A 21,510-nucleotide genomic window follows, 5' to 3' on the forward strand; every position below is an offset into this window, starting at 1 on the left:
CACCGCGGTTTCGTACCATATCAAGAATACCAGGTGAGTTACGTACGAAGTGATGGAAGCCGGAAAGTGAATTCAACGACAGCTATACAAGATATATATTGGTAGACAGCTTCCGAATACGGCGGCTACCGAGGCAGGTCCGCTATTCGAGTATATCAAGTTCGCGTTTTTATTCATCATTTCGGACGGCGTCACAGTTCCTCATGAACGACCTCGCCGTCGACGACCGTGAGATCGACGTCGATGTCGCGGATCGACTCGGGACGATCCCACGGCGAGTCGTCGAGGGCGACGAGATCGGCCCGCTTCCCGATCGCGATCGTCCCCAGTCGGTCCTCGTCGAAGCCGGCGACCGCGCCGCCGCGGGTGTAGGCACGGAGCGCCTCGGTGACCGGGAGGCCTTGGTCCACAGCGGGATCGTTGACCGCCCAGTGGAGCCCGACGAGGGGGTCCATCGGCATCCCGTCGGAGCCGAACGCGAGGGTCGCCCCGGCGTCGAGGAGGTCGCGGAACCGGTTCGTCCGGCCCCGTCGATCGCCGAGCCGACGCTCGTAGAGGCCGCCGTCGCCGGCCCACTTGCGGAAGTTCGGCTGGACCGAGGCCACGACGTCGTCCGCAGCGATCCGGTCGATCGCCTCGTCGCTGGCCAGTTCGACGTGTTCGATCCGGTGGCGTGCGTTCCTGGAGGTTCCGGCACCCGCATCGGTGCCGGCGGCTCCCCCGTCCGTCGCATCGATCGCCTCGTAGGCGTCGAGGACCGCGTCGATCGCCTCGTCGCCGATCGCGTGTGCGGCGACCTGGTAGCCGGCTCCGGCGGCGTCGGCCACGAGAGCGGCCAGCTCGTCGGGTTCGACGACCCACTGGCCGGTTTCACCGGGCGCGTCGGCGTAGGGCTCCGAGAGCTTCGCCGTGCGTCCCCCGAAGCTGCCGTCGGTGAACGTCTTGATCGCGCCGACCCGGACGAAGTCACTGCCGGCGTTCGTCGGGAGTCCGGCCTCCACGAGCGCGTCGAGGTGGTCGCTCCAGTAGTTGATCCGCACGCGGATCGGCAACTCGTCCGCGGCGTCGAGCTCCCGGTAGACGCGCGGCGCGTGCGATCGGCGAACCATATCGTGGACGCCGGTTATCCCCTTCGCGGCGGCGTCCGCGAGCGCCGCCGTGACGAGCTCGCGCGTCTCGGCGAGATCCGGGGCGGTGGCGTCCCGGATGGGGTCGATCCCGTCTTCGACGATAACGCCCGTCGGCTCGCCGGCGTCGGTTCGTAGGCAGTCGTCGGGGATCGACCCGCCGAACCGCTTCAGGACCGTCGAGTCGACCGACGCGAGATGCATATCCGCCCGAAACGCGACGACCGGCCGGTCGGTCCCCACCCGATCGAGGTCCTCGCGGGTGAGGTACCGGTCCTCGCTCCAAGTCGACTCGTCGTAGCCGTAGCCGATGACCCAGCGGTCGCCGTCGTGGTCGGCCGGGCTCCCGTCCACGTCGTGGTCGGTTGGGGACCCGTCCAGTTCGTCGGCGCGCGCCTGCAGCCGATCGACGGCGTCGGCCGGGCCCGTCGCGTCCGACAGATCGGCGTGGACGAGCTTCCGGCCGGCGATCGTCACGTGCGTGTGTGCGTCGATGAATCCCGGCAGGAGGACGCGACCGTCGAGGTCGAGGACGGTCGTTCCGGTTCCGACGAAAAATTCGACGTCGTCGCTCGGCCCGAGACGGACGATCTCGCCGTCCCGGACCGCGAGCGCCTCGTCCGTCTCGTCCGGCTCCGTCAGCGTGTGGATCTCCCCGTCCAGCAGGACGAGGTCGGCGGCGTCGGTCATACGCGTTGGACCGACGCGAATCGGGTTAACGGTTCGGGCCCCGGGTCCGGCCGTCAGTCCGGCGTCCGTGTGCGTCGAACCGACACGCCTTAGCCCGCGCCGCGAGCACACCCGCGTATGTCACCCGCCGAGGACCTCGCGGAGCGCGTCCGCGAGGGCGAGATCCGCCTGCACGAACTCGAGGACCACGCCGACGCGGACGCGGCGGCGACGGCCCGCCGGCTGCTCGTCGCCGACGAGTCGGGCGCCGACCTGGAGGCGACCGGGGCGTACGCCTTCGACGCCGCCGTCGCGGAGCCGAACGTCGAGAACATGGTCGGGGCGGTGCAGATCCCCCTCGGCGTCGCCGGGCCCGTGACGATATCGGGCGGGGCGCTCTCGGGCGACCGATACCTCCCGCTTGCGACCACCGAAGGGGCGCTCATCGCGTCGGTCAACCGCGGCTGCGGGGTGCTCGATGCGGCCGGCGGCGCGAACGCGCGCGTGACGAAGACCGGGATGACCCGGGCGCCGGTGTTCAAGACCGACGGGATCGTCGAGTCGGAGGCGCTCGCCGCGTGGACGCGCGACAACGCGGACCGGCTCCGGGAGGCGGCCGAGTCGACGACGAGCCACGGGGAGGTGACCGACGTCACGCCCTACGTGGTCGGGAACAACGTCTACCTCCGGTTCCGCTACAACACGAAGGACGCGATGGGGATGAACATGGCCACCATCGCCACCGGCGAGGCCTGCGAGCTGATCGAGGCGGAGACCGACGCCTCGCTCGTGGCGCTCTCGGGCAACCTCTGTACCGACAAGAAGCCGGCCGCGATCAACGCGATCGAGGGGCGCGGCCGGTCGGTGACCGCCGACGTCACGATCCCGGCCGAGGTCGTCGAGGACCGGCTGCACACCACTCCCGGGGCCGTCGCCGAGATAAACACCCGGAAGAACCTCGTCGGGTCCGCGAAGGCGGGCTCGCTCGGGTTCAACGCGCACGTCGCGAACGTCGTCGCCGCGATGTTCCTCGCGACCGGCCAGGACGAGGCGCAGGTCGTCGAGGGGGCCAACGCGATCACGACCGCGGAGGTGACCGACGACGGCGATCTCTACGTCTCCGTCTCGATCGCGAGCCTGGAGGTCGGCACCGTCGGCGGCGGAACGAAGCTCCCGACACAGGCCGAGGGGCTCGAGATCCTCGGCGTCCGCGGCGGCGGGGAGCCGGCGGGAAGCAACGCCGACGCGCTCGCGGAGGCGATCACGGTCGGCGCGCTCGCCGGCGAACTGTCGCTGCTTGCCGCGCTCGGGTCGCGACACCTCTCCTCGGCACACGCGGACCTGGGCCGGTAGCGGACTTGAGCCGGTAGCGGACTCGAGCCGATAGCGGAGCTGGACCGGCAGCGGACCGAGAACGAGGGCCCCCTGGAACCACCTGGAACGGTCAGGCGATCAGGTGGCGTCCAGCGGTCACACCGAGGCGCCGCCACGTCCGCCCCGAAGGAACGCGTCCTGCAACAGGACGCCGCCGCCGATCACCAGGAGCACGATCCCCAGCCAGGCGATCCGGCCGCCGCCGCCCACCGCGACGACGAGGAAGCCGGCGCTCGCGAGCAGATGCCCCGCGAGCTGTTCGGCGCGTCCCTCGCGAGCGTAGGCGAGCGCGATGGCCACGAACCCGACCCCGCACGCCCCGAAGGCGACGCGCACGGCCTCGGCGCTTGCGACGCCGGGGGCAAAGGCGCGTACCACAAGCGCCGTCGCGCTCGCCCCGCCGAGAACGGCCACGGCCACGAGGGCGGCTCGGATCCTGGACGCCATTTGGTATTAATACACATAGCAATCGTTTAAAACCGCGTCAGACAGCCGTCATCACGGATCCCGCCGAGTGGGCTTGGTTTTCCAGGTTCGTTCAGAGCCGGCGATAGGTGCCGCCCGACTCCGACACCTCGCCGCGACGCCGAAGGCGCTCGAGGAGGTCGCGGGCCGCCTCGGCCGGGACGCCGTCGGCCGTCGCGTACGAGACGATCGACTCCTCGGTGGGATCCTCGACCGCATCGACCGCATCCCGGACGACGTCGAGCCGGGAGCGGCCGCCCGACGCCCCGCCGGATCCCGAGGCGGTGTGATCGTCCGTGCTCCCGATTTCGTCGGGATCGAGGCCGACGCCCTCGAGGTACTCGCGGTCGTCGATCCCGGAGTCCTCGGCGCGGGCCGCGAGCTCGCTCGCGTGTTCCACCTCCGCAAACGCCTCGGAATCGCCGTGTTTCTTCGCGAGCAGCGCCGACCGTGCCTCCCGCGCCGCCTCGCGGTCCTCGGACTCGAAGAAGCGCTTGAGTCGATCGGTCCGGTGCTGTTTCTGACAGCGGGGACAGGTAGCCGTCTCGCTCGTCTCGGGATCGGTGAGCAGCCACATCGTCGCACAACCGTTGCACCCGACGACCGCGTACATACACACGCGTTGTGTCCCCGCGGACGTGAACGTGCTGGTCCGGAGCGCACGCGGACGACACGCGGAACGCTCCGGGCCGATCCGTCCGCGTCGAACTGCCACCCTTTTTACTCCGGCGAGCCGGAGACGCTGCCAATGAGCGAGTACGATTACGAGGAGCTGGGCCTCGTCGCCGGGCTGGAGATCCACCAGCAGCTCGATACGGCGACGAAGCTGTTCTGTGACTCCCCCACGACGCTCCGGGAGCCCGAGGAGGCCGACCGCGAGTTCACCCGATACCTCCACCCGACGAAGAGCGAGCTCGGCGAACTCGACGAGGCCGCCCTCGAGGAGAGCCGCGTCGACCGCGAGTTCACGTATCTGGCGTACGACACCACCTGCCTCGTCGAGGAGGACGACGAGCCGCCGAAACGCCTCGACGAGGAGGCGCTCGCGGTCGCTCTCCAGATCGCCGATCTGCTCGACGTGTCCGTCGTCGACCAGGCCCACGTGATGCGCAAGCTCGTCATCGACGGCTCGAACACCTCGGGGTTCCAGCGCACGCTGTTGCTGGGCCAGGACGGCGAGATCGAGACCGAGGAAGGCCCCGTTTCGATCGTCGACCTGCTGCTCGAGGAGGAGTCGGCCCAGCGCGTCGAGGAGACCGACGACGGCGTCGTCTACTCACTGGACCGACTGGGGATCCCCCTCGTGGAGATCGGCACCGGGCCGGACATCCGATCGCCAGCGCAGGCGCGAGAGGCCGCCGAGCGCATCGGGACCCTGCTCCGGTCGACGGGCTCGGTCAAACGTGGCCTCGGGACGATCCGCCAGGACGTCAACGTCTCCATCGCCGAGGGCGCCCGCGTGGAGATCAAGGGCGTCCAGGACCTCCAGGGGATCGAGGACATCGTCCGCAACGAGGTCGGGCGCCAGACCGAACTCGTCGCGATCGCCGACGAGCTGGCCGCACGCGACGCGGCCGTCGGCGAGCCCCGCGAGGTGACCGACCTGTTCGCGGACACCGATTCCGGCGTCATCCGCGGCGCGCTCGAGGACGGCGGCGCCGTCACCGCGGTCCCGCTGTACGGCTTCGATGGCCTCGTCGGTCGGGAGATCCAACCCGATCGTCGGCTCGGGACGGAACTGTCCGACCACGCCAAGCGACACGGCGCCGGCGGCATCTTCCATACGGATGAGCTCCCGGCCTACGGCGTCACCGAGGCCGAGGTCGACGCGCTTCGTGAGGCGGTCGGAGCGGGCCCCGACGACGCGGTCGCGATCGTCGCCGCGGATCCGGAGACCGCCGAGTTGGCGATCGAGGCGGCCGCCGAGCGTGCCGCGGACGCGATCGAGGGTGTCCCCGAGGAGACCCGGGACGCGAACGAGGACGGAACCACCCGCTATCTCCGACCGCTTCCCGGCGCCGCCCGGATGTACCCCGAGACCGACGTGCCGCCGGTCGAACCCGACCCGAGCGAGGTGGAGACACCGGAGCTGCTCGACGAGAAGACCGACCGATACGTCGACGACTTCGGTCTCGATCCCGGTCTCGCCGAGCAGATCGCCTTCGGACAGCGATTCCCGCTGTTCGAGACGGCCGTCGAGCGCGGGATCGACCCAACGCTTGCTGCCACCACGCTGGCGTCGACGACGACCGAGCTCCGACGAAACGGCGTCGCGATCGAGCGCGTCGCCGACGAGCAGTTCCTCGGCGTGCTCGATCTCGTCGAGTCCGGCGACCTGGCCAAGGAGGGCGTCGGCGAGGTGCTCTCCGAGATCGCCGCGGATCCGACGCTGTCGGCCGACGAGGCCGTCGAGGCAGCGGGTCTTGCGGGCGTCGATCGGGAGACCGTTCGCGAGGCGGTCAGTGAGGTCGTCGACCGGAACGCCGATCAGGTCGCCGAGGAGGGAATGGGCGCCTTCTCCGGGTTGATGGGCGAGGCGATGGGCGCGCTCCGCGGGAAGGCGGACGGCGAGGTCGTCTCCGAGGTCCTCCGCGAGGAGATCGGCAAGCGGTCGTAGTCACTCGGTCAGTTCCTCGTTCAGCGACTCCAGGTCGTAGGTCGCCGGGCCGCGTGGCTCATCGCGCAGCGTCGAGATGACGAACGTGGAGTTCGTCCGCTCGACCTCCGGAAGCGCCTCGAAGTCGCCGATCAGCCGCTCGACGGCGTCGGATGAGGAGAGCCGCGCGAGGACGATGAAGTCGGTCTCGCCCATCGTGAAGTACGCCTGCGTGACGCCCTCGACCGTCAACAGTTCGTCGGCGAACTCCTCGTAGGGGCCGTCGTAGTCGGCGAGGATCTCGACGATCACCGTGACCCCCAGACCCAGCTCCTCGTGGTCGAAGTCGTAGAGGTCGTTCCGAATGACCCCCGCATCACGCAGGTTGTTCAGCCGGTAGTGGATCGTCGAGACCGGGATGTCGGTCTCCTCGTGGAGTCGTTCCGGGCTGCCGGTGCCGAGGTCGGCGATCGCCTTGAGCAGGCGAACGTCGCGGTCGTCCATGGGGCGGAGTTTCGCGTCGGGATCCATTGGTATTCCGATCGATACGCTTGGAGGTTCCTCCAACTGGACCGGGGGAGATCGGATCCGGATCGATCCGAAAACAACTGTTTGATCTATCATCCTCGAAACCAGATGTTGTTAGAGATGAGTTTAAGAGTATAGAGATACTTCGATCAGACAACCAATGAATGGAGATTCGTTGTTGTCGTCTCCGATCTCCATCGCCGCGGCGTTCTCGCTGTTGGCGGTGCTGTGGGGCGGGTCGTTCGTCGCCATCGAGATCGGGTTGGAGTATTTCCCCCCGCTGCTGTTCGCGGGGGCGCGCTACGCGATCGCGGGCGGGATCGTGTTGGGGTACGCGATGGTCGTCGGAACGCGATGGCTGCCGCGAACCCGGACCGAGTGGACGAGCATCGCCGTCACGGGCGTGCTCGTCATCGCCGTCTACCACGCCTTCCTCTACGTCGGCGAGCTCTACGTCCCGGCCGCGATCGCGGCCGTGGTCGTCAGCCTCTCGCCGGTGTTGACCGCCGCCTTCGCGGCCGTGCTGTTGCCGAACGAGCGGGTCGGCCCGGTCGAGATCGGCGGCTTTCTGATCGGCATTCTCGGCGTCGCGCTGATCGCGAACCCCTCGACCGGCGGACTCGTCTCCGCCGAGCTGATCGGGGTCGGGCTCGTGCTCGCCAGCGCCGCGTCGTTCGCGCTGGGCGCGGTCCTCCTCCGGCCGCTCCGCACGGAGTTCTCGATCGTCGCCCTCCAGGGCTGGGCGATGGTGGTCGGTGCCGGACTGCTCGGCGTCGGCGCCGCGGTCACCGGCGAGTCGATCGCCGACGTCACGCTCACACCCGCAGCCATCGGGACGCTTGCGTACCTCGCGCTGCTGTCGGGCGTGGTCGCGTTCCTCATCTACTTCGCCCTGCTGGACACGATCGGTCCGACGCAGCTGCACCTGATCGGCTATGCCGAGCCCGTCACGGCCGCGGCGGCCAGCTGGCTGGTCCTCGGACATCTCGTCGACGGCGACGCGCTGCTCGGCTTCCTGGCCATCCTCGTCGGGTTCCTCGTCCTCGAACGGGACGCGATCCGCGGACTCCTTCGGTCCCGGTTCCCCGCGCGGGCCTAAGCCCGAAGCACGTCCCGCCGACCGGACGTGTGGTGGCGACTACATGTACATCCGGTCGTCGGGAAGGTCGGCGTTCCGGTCGTCCATTCGCTCGGCCAGATCGGCGTAGTACTGCTGTATATCGGCCGCGAACGCCTCCAACGGTCCCGAATCTATCTCGAGGTCGTAGATCGTCGAGACCGTCTCGACGAGCCGGATCGCGGCTTCGACGTCGGGGACCTGGGCGTGAACCGGCGTCACGTACACGCATACGCCGAGTGACGAGTCGATGCCGCGCTCGAGCAACGCCGCGTTCGTTCCGTCGAGAAAGCCCGATCCCATCCCCTCGATCCCGGCATCAGTGAGCCGGCGTTCGCGGTAGTCGTCGGTCGCGACGTAGTAGGTCCGATGGCCCTCCGGTCCGTGTGGGACGGGAACGCCGGACAACACGGCGACCTCGGCGGCGTCGGTCTCGTCCGCGACGGCAGCCGGGTCGGCGGCGGGATCGTCGGCGCCGTTTTCGGCGTCGGCATCGACCGCGCCCCCGGTCCACTCGAGGATCGACGCCGCGAAGGCGTCCCCGAACTGGACGGGGACGAGCAGTTCCCCGACCAACACGGTGAGATCGAGGTCGTCGCGGGAGAACAACCGGTTCGGACGCCGGGGACGGCCGTTCTCGAAGGGAGTGATCGAGGGAAACCCATCGACGGAGACGTGGCCAGTCTGTGTGAGATCGAGGGCGTCGACAAGATAGTTGGCCGCCGTCAATCCCGCCAGCCCGTAATTCGAGAATCCGGCCAGAAGGACGTCGCTCGGGCCGGATTCGTGCGTCACTTCGAAGGTCGGATCGTGTCGGTGGGGATCGGACATAACCGATGGGTTCGGTCGGGGACTGCTTATCGGTTCGGGTGGTGTCGGGCGACTACGGACGGCGATCCGACGGCAGCCGACAAGCACGTGAGAGGGACGGAGGGAGGAAACGCTTTTTCCGGTGGGGGGCACCCATACGCTATGGACGCCACGGCGGCCCTCCAGTCCACGTCGACCATCGATGCGGTCCCCGACTGGGTCTCACGGATCCCCGGCATCGATCTCCTCGTCGCCGTCGCCGTGATCGTCGTCGGGGTGTGGCTCTCGAAGCTGCTCGTCCGCCTGCTCGGCAGGCCGGTGGCCCGCCGGTTCCACAGACAAAGCGTCGCCCAGACCATCCTCCGGTCGGTCCGCGTCGCGACGGTGCTCTCGTCGCTGTTCCTCGCCGGGTGGGTCGCCGGGCTCGGTCTGCCGGACCTCGTGTTGTCAGTCACCGTCTTCTCGGCCGTGGTGGGCGTCGTCCTCGCGCCGCTGATCGGGAACGTCATCAACGGACTGTTCGTGCTCGCCGACCAGCCCTTCGAGATCGGCGACATGATCGAGCTCGACGACGGCCGGCGCGGCTTCGTCGAGGACATCACCATCCGGTACACGAAGGTGATCACCATCGACAACACGTTCCTCGTGATCCCGAACTCCAACACCCGGGAGCGGGACATCACCAACTACTCCGCCGAGGACGAACGCACCCGGCTGACGCTCGAACTTCTCGTGACCTACGAGTGCGACGTGGACGCGGCACGCCAGCTGATGGAACGTGCCGCCCGCGACTGTGAGGACGTCATCGACGGCGGCCCCGACATCCGGATCGGGGCTGCGCGATACGCCGCCGGGCCCGACTGCCGGCTGGCGGAGTACGCCGACGACGGGATCCTCCTTCAGCTTCGATACTGGGCGAAGAAGCCCTACAAGATCCCCAAACTCCAGTCACAGGTGAACTCCCGAATCTGGGAGCTGATCGCCGACGCCGACGTCGAGGTCGCCTACCCGCATCGACACATCGTCTTCGACGACACGAGCGGGGTGGCTCACGTGGGGAAACCGATCGACGGCGATCCCGCGGATCCAGTCGATGACCCCGTCGACGATGCCGCCGAGAACCCCATCGACGCCCCTGTGGAACCCTCCACTACCGGGGATGAGCGGACTGACGATCGGACCGGCGGCGACTCGGACGGCGGCTCGCCACACGGGGACCACTGATCATAGGGACCACTGATCACGGGAACGGGTGATATTCCCGGTCGAGGTCGGGATCGAAGCCCATCGCCGCCGGCACCGACCGGGCCCGATCGCCGAAGAAGGGATCGCCGGTGAAAAGCGGCTGTGCCGACGGAACGAGCACGCGCGTCGCCTCGAACCCGAGCGTCTCGAGATCCCGGGTGGTGAGGCGGGCCGCATACGCCGTCAGTCCGGCGTCGTCGAGATGAACGAGAACGGTATCCAGCTCGGTAGTTCCGGCGTATTCGGGCTCCCCAACGGTGTCCGGATCGACGGCCGTTTCGGGGTCGAAGAACCGCCGGGTCTCGTCGGGGAACTCGGCGTGGTGTGCGATCGCGCCACCCTCGGTCGCGGCCGCCTCGGGGCCCATCGACCGGAGCTCCATCCAGTTCTGGAGCGCCTCCGAGACGGCCGACCGAGCCGCCGCGATCGGGTCCAGATCCGCGGCCGATCCCGCGGCGAACCGGGGCCACGCGCCGTCGCGATGGACGGCGGCGGCGACCACCGGCACGTCGACGTCGGTCGTCACGAGCACCGTCCGGACCGTGAGTCCCTCCGCACGGGCCCGTTTCCGAAGCTCGACGAGCGCCGTCGCGTCGTCGGTCGGCCCGTCCGGGTCGGACGCGGTACCGGTACTGGTACTGGCCGCAGCCGAGTCGGCGGCCCGATCGGCGATGCCGTCGAGCGACAGCCCGAGGGGCTCGAACGTCGAGTACCACGCCACCATCGTCGCATCGCGTTCGATCGTCTCGTAGAGCCCCGACAGCAGGGCGTCGACGCCGGAACTGCCGACGCCGAGCCCCGTCGTGATCGAGGGGCGAAACCGGCGTTCCGGGGGCGGGAAGTGGACGAACTCGGCCGGAAGGTGAACGCGTTCATCGCCGGCCGGTCCGTGTCCGGTCGAGCCGTTCCCGGTCGAGCCATCACCGGACGTGCCGAGCCGGACGCCGGACACCCAGGGCATCGACTCGTTCGGATCCACCGTGACCGGCTCCGGCGTGACGAACGCGTCGGGATGAACCGGGGCATCGACGGCGGCGAGGGGCTGCCGTTCGAGATCGGCCGCGCGATGGACGCCGGCGGCGTATCGTTCGAGCCCCTCGCCGAGCGCCTTCATGAAGGCGGCGTCCCAGTCGACGTCGACGCCGGCGGCGAACTCGGCCGCCCGCACGTCGCTGAACCCGCGAGTGTCCGCGGTCTGTGCGATGTAGTAGGGGACCGGGAAGGACTCGCGCTCGCCGACCACCTCGATCGGCCCGATCCGATCGTCGACGGCGCGTTCGGCCCGATCAAGCGTCTCGGCCAGCGACGACTCACGGTGCGTCCGCAAGACCCTGGCCGATCGGTCATCCGACCCGCGGCCGCCGGCAGCATTCCCCCCGGCACACGCACAGCCCGGAACCGGAAGCAGGGTGCGTTCGGGCCCCGGAACCTCCACGACCGTATCGCCGACCGCGTCGGCTCCGCCCGAGAGAACGCCGATCGCGTGTCGGCCGGCCACCGCGCCGGCATACCGGACCGCGGACCGAACGCCGGTCGGACGGTCGCACGTTTCGGGGTCGCCGGCCGCCACGCGACGGCGGAGACAGTCGTAACAGGCCTCCTGCAGGACGGTCACCGCGGCGTCGATCGACTCGATCGGGTGGCCGCCGATGCCGCCGATCTCGATCGCGATCCAGGCGTCAAGGGCCTCGTTTGCCGTCGCGAAGACCGGGTCACCGGTCGTGGCCGCGACCACGGCGAAATCCACCCCGGCGAGGAGATCCGGGTCGGCATCCATCGGGAGAACGTTCACCTCGACGTCGCCGAGTGCCGCTTCGACCGACTCGATCGCGGGGCCGTCGCCGACGAGACCGATGTCCATACCCGGCGTACGGACACCCGCGAGAAAAACCCACGGTCCGGCGCGGGAAAGCGGGGGGAGCCGGACCGATTAGTCGTCGCTGCCGAGCGCGGACTCGCCGACCGGATCGTGGCCCTCGATCCGCTCCATCCCACCCATATACGGCCGGAGCGCCTCGGGGACCGTGACCGTCCCGTCGGGGTTCTGGTAATACTCCAGGATCGCGACGACGATGCGGGGCACGGCGAGTCCGGATCCGTTGAGCGTGTGGAGGTGCTCGGCCGACTCGTGGTGCTCCTCGCGGTACTTGATGTCCGCACGGCGCGCCTGGAAATCCTCGAAGTTCGAGACGCTGGAGACCTCAAGCCACCGTCCGCCACGGTCGGGGCCCTCCGGCATGTCGTCGGCGGGTGCCCACACCTCGATGTCGTACTTCTTCGCCTGCGTGAAGCCGAGATCGCCGGTACACATCTCGAGGATCCGGTAGGGAAGTTCCAGCCGGCGGAGGACCTCCTCGGCCTCGTCGAGCAGCCCCTCGAACCGCTCGGCGCTCTCCTCGGGGCGGACGAAGTTCACCATCTCGACCTTGTTGAACTGGTGGACACGGACGATCCCGCGCGTCTCGGTGCCGTGCTCGCCCGCCTCCTGGCGGAAGTTCGGCGAGTAGGCCTGGTACTTCAGGGGCAGGTCCTCCGAGAGGAGGATCTCCTCGCGGTGGAGGTTGGTGACGGGGACCTCGGCGGTCGGGAGCAGCCACAGGTCGTCCTCGTCGTAGGGCTCGTCGTTCGACCCCTCGATCCGGTAGGCGTCCTCGGTGAACTTCGGGAACTGACCGGTCCCCTCCATCGACCGGCTGGCGACCGGCAGCGGCGGGAAGACGTCGCGATAGCCCTGCTCGCGGTGGACGTCGAGCATAAACTGGATCAGGGCGTGTTCGAGCTGGGCGCCCTGGCCCATCGCGAAGTAGAACCCGCCGCCGGAGACCTTCGTCGCGCGGTCGAACTCGAGGATCCCGAGTTCCTCGCCGAGGTCGTAGTGGGGCTCCACGTCCGTGGGCAGATCGCGGACGTCGTCGAACAGTTCGCGGCGGCGCTCGACGTTCTCGGACTCGTCGACGCCGACCGGCACCGACTCGTCCGGGATCTGCGGCAGCTCCAACAGCGCCGCCTCGAGCTCCGCCTCGAGTTCGTCGGCGCGCTCCTCGACGTCCTGCAGCTCGGCTTTGAGCTCCTGGGAGCGCTCGATCGCCTCCTGGGCGGCCGCCTCGTCGCCGGCCTGTTTCAACTCGCCGATCCGTGAGGAGACCTCGTTGCGCTCGTGACGGAGGTCGTCGCCCCGCGATTTGAGCTCCCGCCACTCCTCGTCGACCTCGAGGATCCGATCGAGGTCGACGTCGACGCCCTTGTTCTGCAGGGCCTCGCGGACCGTCTCCGGGTTCTCCCGGACGAATTGACGCGACAGCATTTGGGAAGGCTTTCGCCGGCGCACCCAAAACCGTATCGGAGCCACGCCGGGGTCGCTCCGACGCGTCGGTCCGCCGACGGCGGTCGACGACACACCCCCGCGTTTTTACCGGGTGGCGGCGAACCCATCGGTGAGATGCAGGTCACCCTCCTCGGGACCGGCGACACGACCGGGACGCCGACCGTCGGCTGCGACTGTGACACCTGCACCGCGGCCCGCGAGCGTGGAATCTCCCGATCGCGGTTCTCGGTTCACGTCGAACACGAGACGACCGGCGAGTCGCTGCTCGTGGACTTCAGCCCCGACTTCCGCCAGCAGTTCCTCGAGAACGACGTTCCACTGCCGGACGCCGGGCTCGTCACGCACATCCATTTCGATCACCTCGACGGGCTGGGAAACGCCTATCGCGTCTTCGACGCCCTCACGGTCCACGCCCCTGACGAGGTCGATCCGGTGACCGACGAGAGCGTCGCCGAGACGGTCCGCCGCAAGTACGACTACCTCGAGGACCGGATCGGCGTCGCGGGCCACGACCCGATCGAACCCTTCGAGACCTGCGGGTTCGAGGTCCGGTTCGTCCCGGTCGACCACCCGCCGCTCGTCTGCTACGGCGTCACGATCGAGGAGCCCGAAACGGGCGCGAAACTGTCGCTGACCGGTGACTCGAGCTACGACATCCCCGATCGCTCCCGGGAGGCCCTCGCCGACCCCGACCTGCTGCTGGCTGACGCGATCGTCCCCGCCTCCCTGTGTGAACACCACCCGATGGGCGGCCGCCACGAGCGTCTGGACGGCACGCCGCGTACCTTCGGCACCAAGCACATGACCCGCGAGGGCGCGCTCGATCTGGCCGACGAGTTGAACGCGAGCGAGACGCGGCTGGTCCACCTCGCACACTTCTACCCGGCCGACGAGGCCTTCGAGGAGCCGCTGGCGATCGACGGCGAACGGTACCGGTTGGGGTGAATCCGGACGGCCCGGGGCGCTGCCGTCACTCGAATCGGTCGAGCCCCGTCTGCCTGCGCGGCGCGCGATCGGGGTCGGCAACCCACGCCGAGTTTGCGGCCCGCAGCGCCCGGTGATCGGTCCGGGGCGGATCGGCCGGATCGTACGCCGTACAGCCGTTTCCGCAGTCTCGGCCGGGGTCCACCACACGGTCGAATCGGTCGCAGTAGGGGCGACCGTCCGGTGTCGTGCTCGCGTGGGCGCATCCCGGCGGGTCCGGTCGCCAGCCCTTCCCGTAGGCGCGCTCCGCGATCCGGCGTCGCTTCCGAGACTTGGCTGCCGGAGTCACGACCTCGACGTCGGTTCGGAGTCCCTCCGCTGCGACGATCTCGATCCCCGGATCGGCGACGGGAAGCGCCGTCGTCTCGCGAACGACCTCCCGATCGCCGGTCTCAGGGTCGGCGCGCTGCACGCCGACCTCCATCGGGATCCGGTTTAAATGTGCGCGAGTGACGTGGGACGCCGTCGCGAGCCAGACCCGGTCGAAGAGTCCGAGTTCGACGTCGAACCGGAGCTGTGCCCGGAGGTCCCCGGGGCGGTCGAGGTCCGGCTTGTTCTCGATCGCGACGAGTTCGCCCACCCAATCGTCCGGGTATCTGGCGGTCGCACGGACCAGATCTCGGCCGTCGCGCCGTTCTCGTTCGAGGTATCCGGCGTCGACGGCGGCGTCGGCCACGCTTCGTGCCCGATCCGGCGACAGATCGAACGCGTCGGCGATCGGGACGGCCGTTCCGGGACCAACGTCGGCCGCCAGGGCCGCGTCCGGGATCGTCGCCGGAGTGATCGACGTTCGATCGGCGAACCCCGGGCCGGGTTCGAGCATGCAGACGTCGACGACCCGTGCGCCCGGTCGCGCGACCGCACCGCCCAGCTGTCGAGCCACCACGCGGTCGGGCTTCTCGAGGACGGCACACAGCGCCAGCTCGAAGCCGAACTCCGAATCGGGCGACGGCACCATACCAGGTGACAGGTCCCGAACGAGGAAAACTCGTTCGACGCGATCCTCACCTCCCCGCTTCGTCGACGCGAATACCGCTCCCCCACCGCTTCGAAACCCGTATTCGCTCGGGGTCCGTACCCCGGTCGTATGCGTCGCGTCACGCGGAACCTCCTCATCGCGATCGGCATCGTCGTCCTCGCCCTGCTCGCGCTCGGCGCCCTGCCGAGCTATCTCGGGACGGGGGAACCCTACCACCTCACCGTGGAGCCGACCGATGACGAAGGGCCCACCGTCGACGTCTCGAACGTGACCGATCGCCGGTATCCGTACCTGGCCGGGGCGCTCGCGTCGGACGACGGTCGATCGCCGGGCTATCAGGAGGGACCGTTCGGGGTCAAAGAGCACTTCACGCACACCCCGTTCGACGAGCTGGACGCGCTCCAGCGGCGAAACCGCGAGGCGGTCCGCGAGGACGGGCGGGTCCGGGTGGTCCACGATGGCCGGCACCTTTACGTCGACGTGCGGAGGGGATCGGCGTGACTGATCACGAGGCGACCGGCGGCGACCGCGCGGCCGACGACGATGATCGCGCGGCCGATCACGAACCGGACGGCCCCGGCACGAGCGAACGGCCGATCGACCACGAACCGGCCGCCGACCTCCGGGATCTCCCGGCGTTCAGGGATGGCCGGGTCCACTCGCTGCCCGGCGAGCCGGACTGGCCCGTCGAATCGGTCGCGGTCGAGTACGAAACGGGCTGGCTGACCGCGGGCTACGACCGCGTCGAACAGCCGGACGGCACGACAAAGGACTACTACTGGGCCGAGCTGCCGCCCGCGACCGTCGTCGTCGCGATCAACGACGGCGACGTCCTGTTCGTCGAGCAGTACCGCCCCACGATCCGGCAGCGACAGCTCGAGTTGCCGGCCGGGATCGTCGAATCCGACGAGTCCTACACGGACGCCGCCGCGCGCGAGCTGGCCGAGGAGACCGGCTTCGCGCCGGCCGAGACGACGCTGCTGCAGGAGGTGTGGTGTTCGACCGGCGTCTTGCGCCACCGGCGCGGCTACGTCCTCGCCAGGGACCTGGAGCCGGTCGAGCGGGAGTTGGACACGAACGAGTTCCTGGAGCCGCGTGCGGTTCCGATCGAGGACGCGCTCGTGACCGCTCGCCGGCCCGGCTGTAACGACGCGACGCTGGAGGGCCTGTTGCTCGCGAAAACGGACGGCCATCTCGACGATCGGTGATCGACCGACCGACTGGTATTTTTATAAACGCCCGATCGATCAAAAATTGGCGCCATCGATAGCCTATTAGTCGCCGGCGACGCAAGCCGGACTCGATGACGAACCCGCCCGCGGAATCCGTCCTGTTGTCCGAGGACCCGCCGCTCGACCTCCGGCTCTCGGAGACCGAACTCGAAACGACCCGCGACCGGATCGTCTCCTTCATCGCGGAGACGGTCGACGCCGCCGGCGCTGAGGGGGCCGTTCTCGGGCTCTCCGGCGGGATCGACTCGACGCTCACCGCGTACCTCGCCGTCGAAGCGCTCGGCACGGACGGGCTTCACGGGATCACGATGCCGGCGTCGGTCAACGATCCCGAGACGATGAGCGACGCCGAGCGCGTCGCCGAGGAGTTGGATATCGAGTACGACGTCGTCGAGATCGACCCGATCGCGGAGACGATCTTCGAGCAGTACCCCGAGGCCGCCGAGGACACGATGGCGGCGGGGAACGTCTACGTCCGGACGCGGGCGGTTCTCAACTACTTCGTCGCCAACGCCGAGAACCGGATCGTTCTCGGCACCGGCAACCGGTCGGAGGCGGCGACCGGCTATTTCACCAAGTACGGCGATCAGGCGGTCGACTGCAACCCGATCGGCAACCTCTACAAGATGCAGGTGCGCCAGCTGGCCGCCCACGTCGGCGTCCCCCAGGATCTGGTGATGCAGACGCCGACGGCAGGAATGTGGACCGGACAGACCGACGAGGAGGAGATGGGCGTCGGGTACGACACCCTGGACGCGATCCTCGCGACCCACGTCCACGGCCCACTCTCGAAGGCTGCGACCGTCCGCGAACTCGGCGTCGACCCCGAGCAGGTCGAGGCCGTCGTCGACCTCCACGAGGCGAGCGCGCACAAACGCCGGATGCCGCCGGCGCCCGAGCAGTAACGCTCCGCCGCGAGCGCCCCGTCTAATCCCGGCGTGTGGCGGCGTGGGCGTGGGTGAACACGAACTCCCGAAGCAGTTTCCCCGCGAGCGCCGCCGTCTGGCCGTCGTCGCGGTCGTTCACCTCGACGACGTCGACGCCGTCGGCGTGTGGTGCGACCGCCCGAACTGCGTCCCGCAGTTCCCGCGGCGACAGGCCGAACGGCTCCATCGTGCCAGTTCCGGGCGCGTATCCGGGATCGGCGGCGTCGATGTCGACGGAGAGGTAGACGGACGAGTCCTCGCCCGGGAGGACGTCGCCATTCTGGACCGAGCGCGTCCACTCGCCGACGTTCTCGGGCGGGACGACGGTCACGTCGTCCGCCTCGGCGCGCTCCCACTCCGCGGCCGAACCCGTGCGGGCGCCGATCACGTACGCGTGGTCAACGACGTCGAGCGCCCGCCGGGTGACGCAGGCGTGGTTCCAGGGGTTCCCGGCGTAGTCCTCCCGGAGGTCCAAGTGCGCGTCGAACACCACGAGGACGTCCGGGTCGACTGCCTCGACGCCGGCGTACGTGACGGTGTGCTCGCCGCCGAGAAGCGCCGGGACGGCGTCGTCGAAGGTGATGCCGCGGAGTTCCGCGGCGAGATGGTCGAGGTACGCTTCGACGTCGTCCCAGGGATGAACGTCGCCGGCATCGTGGACGCCGAGTTCGGTGAAGCGGCTGTCCGTCCGGTGGTCGTAATCGTCGGAGGATTCGGAAAATCGCCGGATCCGGTCCGGTCCGAACCGGGTGCCCGGCTGAAAGGTGGTCGTGGCGTCGAGGGGAGCGCCGACGACCACGTAGGATGCGGCCTCGCGATCGATCGTCGCTCCCGGAAACATCTCGATTATCCGACGATCTTGCGTTGGCCCTCGTACTCGAGGTACTCGATCTCGTCGTCGGAGGCGAGGCTCTCGTCCTCGGGGATGCGCATCGTGAACGTCTCGTAGGTGTCCAGGTCCATCACCTGGGCGTCGTCGCCGGAGACGGAGACGACCTGGCCCTGCTTGCGCTCGATGATCGGGACCCAGACCTTCGCGTCGACCGGCTGGGACAGGGACCGCTTCCTGTCGTCGAAGACGCCCTTGCCCTCGATGCGGGCCTTGGCGCTGCCGTGTTTGCCCGGTTTCGCGGTGCTGTAGTGGTTGATCTTACACGGCGCTTCGTCCATCATCACGTAGCTTCCCTCTTGCAGTTCGCGAACCTGCTTTTGCTCACGAGGCATACCTCCGCTTCCCTCGCGGCCGGTATAAACGGTTTGGAACGCGTTCGGCGTGGACGGACGGAAGGACGGAACGGGCGGAGCGAGGGGAACGTGGGGGCGCCGACTCGGTCTGCGTCACTCGGCGTCGTCGGCCAACCCGGATCGGCGTCGTCGGCCAACCCGGATCGGCGTCGTCGGCCAACCCGGATCGGCGTCGTCGGCCAACCCGGATCGGCGTCAGTTCCCCTCGTCATCGGTCCCGTCGTCCGGCGGGAACTGACCGGAGATGAGGAAGCTCACGAGGATGAAGACGAGAAAGCCCGCGCCGACCGCGGCGGTCGTCTGAACGACGAACGGGATGTCGTGGTACCAGGCGTATCTGTCGACGATGATGATCGCGACGATCGCTAGCAGGATCGCCTTCTGCTCGTCAGTCGGATCCAGAACCGCCCCTTTGACGTCGTCGACGAGTTCGTTCACGAGGCCCATCGGTGCGCGGGAGTTGGCGGGCCGCGTGGAACCGTGTTTCGATCGCGTCCGCCGATCGTGGTAGAGGGCCGTCGATGGTGGTGGGGAGCCGTCGATCGTTAGTGAGGACCACCGATCCGAGCTAGATCGTGAACAGCTCGCGCGGGAAGTCGGCCAGCGGCTCGGCGCCGGTGGCGGTCACGTGGAAGGTCTCCGAGAGCTCGACGCCGAAGTCGTCCTCCCAGATGCCGGGGATCATGTGGAACGTCATATCCTCCTCGAGAACCGTCTCGTCGCCCGGCCGAATGCTGGCGGTATGTTCGCCCCAGTCCGGCGGGTAGCCGAGCCCCATCGAGTAGCCGATCCGGTCCTCCTTTTCGAGTCCGTACTGGGCGATCGTCTCCCGCCAGGCCTTCTCGACGGCCTCGCAGGTGACGCCGGGCTCGACGGCGTCGAGGGCGGCCTCGATCCCCTCGATCACGACGTCGGCGGTTTCCTGGACGGCCGCAGGGGGATCGCCGACGTACGCGGTTCGAGCCAGCGGCGAGTGGTACCGGTGGCGACAGCCCGACAGCTCGATGAGCACGAGTTCGTCGTCGGTGAACGGCCGGTCGGTCCAGGTGAGGTGGGGCGTTCCGGTGTGGTCGCCGGAGGGCATCAGCGGAACGATCGAGGGGTAGTCGCCGCCGTAGTCGTCAGTGCCCCGGATCAGGCGGTCATAGATGGCCGCGGCGGCCTCGTACTCGGGGACGCCGGCATCGATCGCGTCCAGGCCGGCCAGCATCGCCTCCTCGGAGATGCGGGCCGCCTCGCGCATGTACTCGAGCTCCTGCTCGGACTTCTTGATGCGGATCCAGCCGACCAGCAGGGTGGCATCCTCGAAGTCGGCCTCGGGGAGGTTCGACTGCAGCCGCGTGTAGGACTTGGCGGTGAAGTAGGACGCGTCCATCTCCAGGCCGATGCGGCCGTCGGCGACGTCGAGATCCTCGAGCACGCCGGCGACGTAGTCCATCGGGTGGAGGTCGTACGGCGAGTGGACGTGGTCGTCGCTGTAGGCCCGAATGCTCTCCTCCGAGAGCCACGTCGTCGCCCGGGCGCCGTTGCCGTCCATGTCCCGGCCGACCCACACCGGCTCGTCGCGCTCGCGGGTGACGATCACGGCCTGATGGACGTAGAAGGACCAGCCGTCGTAGCCGGCCAGATAGTTCATGTTCGCCGGGTCGGCGACGACGATCGCGTCCAATCCCTCCTCGCGTAGCCGCTGTTTCGTGCGTTCGACGCGCCGTTCGTACTCCGATTCGGTGAAGAGGTCTCGTGGCATGGCGACGGATCTCACGTAGACGGTCGTCAAGCCGGTGTAAAAATATTTCGTGTACGCAAAGAACGGTTACTGTAGACGGTGGATCCTGCCTCCGCCGAGGATCGTCAGACCTCCGGCGGCGCGACCGCCTCGTCGGCGGCGTCGCGCCAGGACCGCGTGGGGTTCCACCCGAGCAGCCGGTCGGCCTTGGCGGTGGCGTACGCCGACGCGTCCCCCTCGACCGAGCAGTCCGCCGGCAGCCGACCGTAGTGGTCCCGCAACAGCTCCCGAAGCGGCTCGCCGAGCGCGTTGTCGGGAGCGGCGCAGTTGAACGCCTCGTGGCCCGCGATCGCGGCCGGCGTCCCGTCATCGTCTGCGCCCGCGACGTCCGATTCCTCGACGCGTTCCACTCCGTCGCTCGGCTCCGGTTCCGACGCCTGCGCCGTGACGCCGGCCAGCGCGACGACGACGAGATCGACGACGTCGCGAACGTCGACGTACGACCAGTAGTTCCCGGCACCGGCCGACCGGTCCGTGACGTACTCGGGCTCCCGGCAGGCGTACGCTCCCGGTTCCTGGATCCAGGTGGGGCGGATCGAGGCGATCGAGACGTCGTCACGGCGTGCGACCGTCTCGGCGATCTCCTCGGTCACGACCTTGGAAAGCCCGTAGGCGTCCTCGGGACGCAAGGCGTGGTCCTCCGTCACCGGAATCGCGTCGGGGACCGGCGTCTCCTCGGCGAAGAAGAAGCCGTAGGTCCCGTCGGAGGACGCCTGCACGACGTCCGCGCCGACGCGCCCGGCGGCCGTGAGGACGTTGTGGGCCGCCAGCGTGTTGTTCCGGTAGACGTCGACGCCCGGATGCGTGCCGGCCACGGGGATCGCGGCCCAGTGGATCACCGCGTCGGGGTCGATGGCAGTGATCGCGTCGAAGGTCCCACCCGCCTTCGTGAGATCCAGCGCCCGATACTCGACGTCGGGATGGCCGCCGTTCGACGGCAGGGACCGATCCAGGACGACCACGTCGTGATCGGCCGCAAGCGCGTCGACGACCCAGCGGCCGGACCTCCCGCGACCGCCGGTGACGATGACGTTCATACCGGACGTTTTGACGTTCATACCGGGATGCTCGGCGGCGGCGTTCAAAACGTGCCGGATCGACG

At 68.8% G+C, this 21,510-nt stretch carries 21 protein-coding genes; 8 read left to right on the forward strand and 13 right to left on the reverse strand.

Annotation, left to right across the window (positions count from 1 at the left end; all coding sequences use genetic code 11):
* Window positions 1-191: 191 nt before the first annotated feature.
* Complete coding sequence (locus tag OQF70_RS09155) at window positions 192-1,817, reverse strand: amidohydrolase (RefSeq protein ID WP_280537155.1); 1,626 nt, start codon at window positions 1,815-1,817, stop codon at window positions 192-194.
* 117 nt (window positions 1,818-1,934) lie between these two features.
* Between OQF70_RS09155 and hmgA the strand changes: the two genes are divergently transcribed.
* Entirely contained in the window at window positions 1,935-3,149 is a 1,215-nt protein-coding gene (gene hmgA, locus OQF70_RS09160) for a hydroxymethylglutaryl-CoA reductase (NADPH) (protein ID WP_280537156.1), read from the forward strand.
* Window positions 3,150-3,266: 117 nt separating this feature from the next.
* Here the strand turns inward: hmgA and OQF70_RS09165 are convergent, their stop codons facing one another.
* On the reverse strand, window positions 3,267-3,617 hold the full coding sequence (locus OQF70_RS09165; RefSeq protein WP_280537157.1) for a hypothetical protein: 351 nt from the start codon (window positions 3,615-3,617) through the stop codon (window positions 3,267-3,269).
* Between the two features lie 91 nt (window positions 3,618-3,708).
* Window positions 3,709-4,248 carry a DUF5817 domain-containing protein gene (locus OQF70_RS09170; protein WP_280537158.1) on the reverse strand — a complete coding sequence of 180 codons (540 nt, stop codon included), beginning with the start codon at window positions 4,246-4,248 and terminating at the stop codon, window positions 3,709-3,711.
* 135 nt (window positions 4,249-4,383) lie between these two features.
* On the opposite strand from OQF70_RS09170, the gene gatE reads away from it, so the two are divergent.
* Window positions 4,384-6,252: a Glu-tRNA(Gln) amidotransferase subunit GatE gene (gene gatE, locus OQF70_RS09175; RefSeq protein ID WP_280537159.1), complete on the forward strand. Its 1,869-nt coding sequence runs from the start codon at window positions 4,384-4,386 to the stop codon at window positions 6,250-6,252.
* On the opposite strand, the gene OQF70_RS09180 is transcribed toward gatE, so the two are convergent.
* Window positions 6,253-6,735, reverse strand: coding sequence for an Lrp/AsnC family transcriptional regulator (locus OQF70_RS09180; RefSeq protein WP_092817020.1), 483 nt, complete (start codon window positions 6,733-6,735; stop codon window positions 6,253-6,255).
* A 184-nt stretch (window positions 6,736-6,919) separates the two neighbouring features.
* Here OQF70_RS09180 and OQF70_RS09185 point away from each other — a divergent pair, with 184 nt between their 5' ends.
* Window positions 6,920-7,858, forward strand: a complete 939-nt coding sequence (locus OQF70_RS09185) for a DMT family transporter (protein ID WP_280537160.1) — start codon at window positions 6,920-6,922, stop codon at window positions 7,856-7,858.
* A 39-nt stretch (window positions 7,859-7,897) separates the two neighbouring features.
* Here OQF70_RS09185 and OQF70_RS09190 read toward each other — a convergent pair whose 3' ends face one another.
* On the reverse strand, window positions 7,898-8,707 hold the full coding sequence (locus OQF70_RS09190) for a PAC2 family protein (protein WP_280537161.1): 810 nt from the start codon (window positions 8,705-8,707) through the stop codon (window positions 7,898-7,900).
* 141 nt (window positions 8,708-8,848) lie between these two features.
* Here OQF70_RS09190 and OQF70_RS09195 point away from each other — a divergent pair, with 141 nt between their 5' ends.
* Window positions 8,849-9,910: a mechanosensitive ion channel family protein gene (locus tag OQF70_RS09195; protein WP_280537162.1), complete on the forward strand. Its 1,062-nt coding sequence runs from the start codon at window positions 8,849-8,851 to the stop codon at window positions 9,908-9,910.
* A 16-nt stretch (window positions 9,911-9,926) separates the two neighbouring features.
* On the opposite strand, the gene OQF70_RS09200 is transcribed toward OQF70_RS09195, so the two are convergent.
* Together OQF70_RS09200 and serS are read right to left on the reverse strand one after the other, a co-directional pair.
* Entirely contained in the window at window positions 9,927-11,792 is a 1,866-nt protein-coding gene (locus OQF70_RS09200; RefSeq protein WP_280537163.1) for a YcaO-like family protein, read from the reverse strand.
* A gap of 69 nt (window positions 11,793-11,861) precedes the next feature.
* Window positions 11,862-13,235 (reverse strand): serine--tRNA ligase, encoded by a 1,374-nt coding sequence (gene serS / locus OQF70_RS09205; RefSeq protein WP_280537164.1) that lies wholly within the window; start codon window positions 13,233-13,235, stop codon window positions 11,862-11,864.
* Between the two features lie 135 nt (window positions 13,236-13,370).
* Here serS and OQF70_RS09210 point away from each other — a divergent pair, with 135 nt between their 5' ends.
* Window positions 13,371-14,201, forward strand: coding sequence for an MBL fold metallo-hydrolase (locus OQF70_RS09210; protein WP_280537166.1), 831 nt, complete (start codon window positions 13,371-13,373; stop codon window positions 14,199-14,201).
* A 25-nt stretch (window positions 14,202-14,226) separates the two neighbouring features.
* On the opposite strand, the gene OQF70_RS09215 is transcribed toward OQF70_RS09210, so the two are convergent.
* Window positions 14,227-15,198 carry a DUF5787 family protein gene (locus OQF70_RS09215; RefSeq protein ID WP_280537167.1) on the reverse strand — a complete coding sequence of 324 codons (972 nt, stop codon included), beginning with the start codon at window positions 15,196-15,198 and terminating at the stop codon, window positions 14,227-14,229.
* A 129-nt stretch (window positions 15,199-15,327) separates the two neighbouring features.
* Between OQF70_RS09215 and OQF70_RS09220 the strand changes: the two genes are divergently transcribed.
* The 3 genes from OQF70_RS09220 (at window position 15,328) to OQF70_RS09230 (ending at window position 17,356) form a co-directional block, all read left to right on the forward strand.
* Complete coding sequence (locus OQF70_RS09220; protein WP_280537169.1) at window positions 15,328-15,720, forward strand: hypothetical protein; 393 nt, start codon at window positions 15,328-15,330, stop codon at window positions 15,718-15,720.
* A gap of 95 nt (window positions 15,721-15,815) precedes the next feature.
* Entirely contained in the window at window positions 15,816-16,427 is a 612-nt protein-coding gene (locus OQF70_RS09225; RefSeq protein ID WP_280537240.1) for an NUDIX hydrolase, read from the forward strand.
* A 95-nt stretch (window positions 16,428-16,522) separates the two neighbouring features.
* Entirely contained in the window at window positions 16,523-17,356 is an 834-nt protein-coding gene (locus OQF70_RS09230) for an NAD+ synthase (protein ID WP_280537171.1), read from the forward strand.
* Window positions 17,357-17,378: 22 nt separating this feature from the next.
* Here OQF70_RS09230 and speB read toward each other — a convergent pair whose 3' ends face one another.
* The 5 genes from speB to OQF70_RS09255 all read right to left on the reverse strand — a co-directional run bounded on the left by speB (window position 17,379) and on the right by OQF70_RS09255 (window position 21,466).
* The gene (speB, locus tag OQF70_RS09235) at window positions 17,379-18,218 is read right to left on the reverse strand and encodes an agmatinase (RefSeq protein WP_280537173.1); all 840 of its coding nucleotides are present in this window, start codon (window positions 18,216-18,218) and stop codon (window positions 17,379-17,381) included.
* Between the two features lie 5 nt (window positions 18,219-18,223).
* The gene (locus OQF70_RS09240) at window positions 18,224-18,601 is read right to left on the reverse strand and encodes a translation initiation factor IF-5A (RefSeq protein WP_092816892.1); all 378 of its coding nucleotides are present in this window, start codon (window positions 18,599-18,601) and stop codon (window positions 18,224-18,226) included.
* Between the two features lie 216 nt (window positions 18,602-18,817).
* Window positions 18,818-19,069 carry a hypothetical protein gene (locus OQF70_RS09245; RefSeq protein WP_280537175.1) on the reverse strand — a complete coding sequence of 84 codons (252 nt, stop codon included), beginning with the start codon at window positions 19,067-19,069 and terminating at the stop codon, window positions 18,818-18,820.
* 121 nt (window positions 19,070-19,190) lie between these two features.
* Window positions 19,191-20,369, reverse strand: coding sequence for a M24 family metallopeptidase (locus OQF70_RS09250; RefSeq protein ID WP_280537176.1), 1,179 nt, complete (start codon window positions 20,367-20,369; stop codon window positions 19,191-19,193).
* Between the two features lie 104 nt (window positions 20,370-20,473).
* On the reverse strand, window positions 20,474-21,466 hold the full coding sequence (locus OQF70_RS09255) for an NAD(P)-dependent oxidoreductase (protein WP_280537177.1): 993 nt from the start codon (window positions 21,464-21,466) through the stop codon (window positions 20,474-20,476).
* Window positions 21,467-21,510 lie beyond the last annotated feature (44 nt).

The organism is Halopenitus sp. POP-27, from assembly GCF_029889855.1.
Lineage (GTDB): Archaea > Halobacteriota > Halobacteria > Halobacteriales > Haloferacaceae > Halopenitus > Halopenitus malekzadehii.